We start from the raw sequence: 1,663 nt of genomic DNA, 5'->3' as shown, positions 1-1,663 counted from the left end.
TCCTGGTATATTATAAATGACTCATGTAGTTAGTCATTTACAGTATACTTTTTCCTTTCCAATCAACCAGGTTAACCTGGTTGATTCAAATTAAAATTGTCTGTAAAATATTGAAATATGTGAATGTGGATTTGTATCACTCCTTGTGGCTTTGACTACTTTTGAAAGGATCTTACCACACCTTATTCCTAAACAATGATTAGTTAGATGAGTCTTGAATTCCTATTTTGAACCAGGTTTTGTGGTCTAAGTGCTGTGGATACCATTTCACATAATCTATTTTGAAAGGATGATTTATTATGAAACTTGTTGGTATTGATATTGGAAAAAATAAGCATTTATTCTGTATCATGGACAAAGAAACTGGCGAACTTGTTGTTAAACCCAGTTCTTTCGTAAACAGTAAAGAAGGGTTTGATCTGCTTATTCAAAAACTTAAACCTTATTCTAAAGAATCTGTTATGATCGGCATGGAAGATACCGGCCACTATCATTTTGCTCTGTTAAAGTACCTCTTAGACAGAAACTTTACTGTGGCACTGATTAATCCAAGAACTACCGATATGACCCGCAAAATGCAAGGTGGCATTACCAAAAACGATGAGCTCGATACCGTGACAATTTGCGATGTACTGGATACTCCTAAGCGTAAAAAACAGTACCGTATCACTGCGGTCAGCAGCTTTGATCTGTATGAACAGAAACAGCTCACAAGACAGCATCACAATCTTAAGGAAGAACTGAACGTCTATTCCAACCGTCTGCAAAAAAGCATTGATGTTGTTTTTCCTGAATTTAATTCTCTGTTCAGATCTAAATACGGTCATGTCTACATGAACATGCTCAAAAACTTCGGCAGTGCAGAAAATATCGCTAAAACCGATATCAGAACAATTCGAAAATACTTTGAATTTAACGGCAGAGGCAAACGTATATCCCTTACTCCTGAAAAGCTGAAGGAATGTGCAAAAGAATCCATTGGTATGCCTTCACAGGCCGAAGTGATAAATATAAAGCATCTGGTGCGTCAAATTGAACTGATCAGGGAACAGATTGCCGAAATAGACAAAAAAATAGAAGAGTTCTCGATCAAAAACAACTCTCCTATCATTTCCATACCAGGAATCTCTCATTTCTCTGGTACTTCTATTTTAGCGGAATTAGGAGATATTGGCAACTACTCTAACCCAAGAAAAATCATAAAAGCCTGCGGTGTGGCTCCTTATCATCACGAATCGAGCCAGTTTAATGCCCAGCATACTGCAATTACCAAAAAGGGATCAAAATACCTGAGAAAGACCCTGTATCAGATCATTACGCCTGTAATCAACTGTAACCCTGTATTTAAGGAATATTACCGGAAGAAAATTTCCGAGGGCAAAGGACATCGCTGTGCACAGGGACACTGTGTAAGAAAGCTGTTAAGGGTCATTCATCATCTGGTGACGACTAATCAGCAGTTTGATCCTGAAATGTTAAGATAAAAGCATAATGTAAGCAATTTCATATAATAAGGCCTGTTTAGGTTGTTTTCGTCATGCACAAAAATGACAAATCACTATTCACTTTTCAAAGGACTTTAACAGTTAACTTATAAAATCAAAAATTTAAACATTTTCAAACTTTTTCATCAAAAACACTTGATTTTTATATAGTTAGCTTT

General features: G+C 36.2%; 1 protein-coding gene. It reads left to right on the top strand.

All coding sequences use genetic code 11. The features are described 5' to 3' along the window. Positions 1-299 precede the first annotated feature (299 nt). The gene (locus tag J7M77_RS16615; RefSeq protein WP_296880594.1) at positions 300-1,484 is read left to right on the top strand and encodes an IS110 family transposase; all 1,185 of its coding nucleotides are present in this window, start codon (positions 300-302) and stop codon (positions 1,482-1,484) included. Positions 1,485-1,663: the final 179 nt, after the last annotated feature.

It is taken from the genome of Thomasclavelia sp. (assembly GCF_017889095.1).
Lineage (GTDB): Bacteria > Bacillota_I > Bacilli_A > Erysipelotrichales > Coprobacillaceae > Thomasclavelia.
Note: the sequence above shows the minus strand (reverse complement) of the source record. Positions and strands in the feature narration are given on the sequence as shown.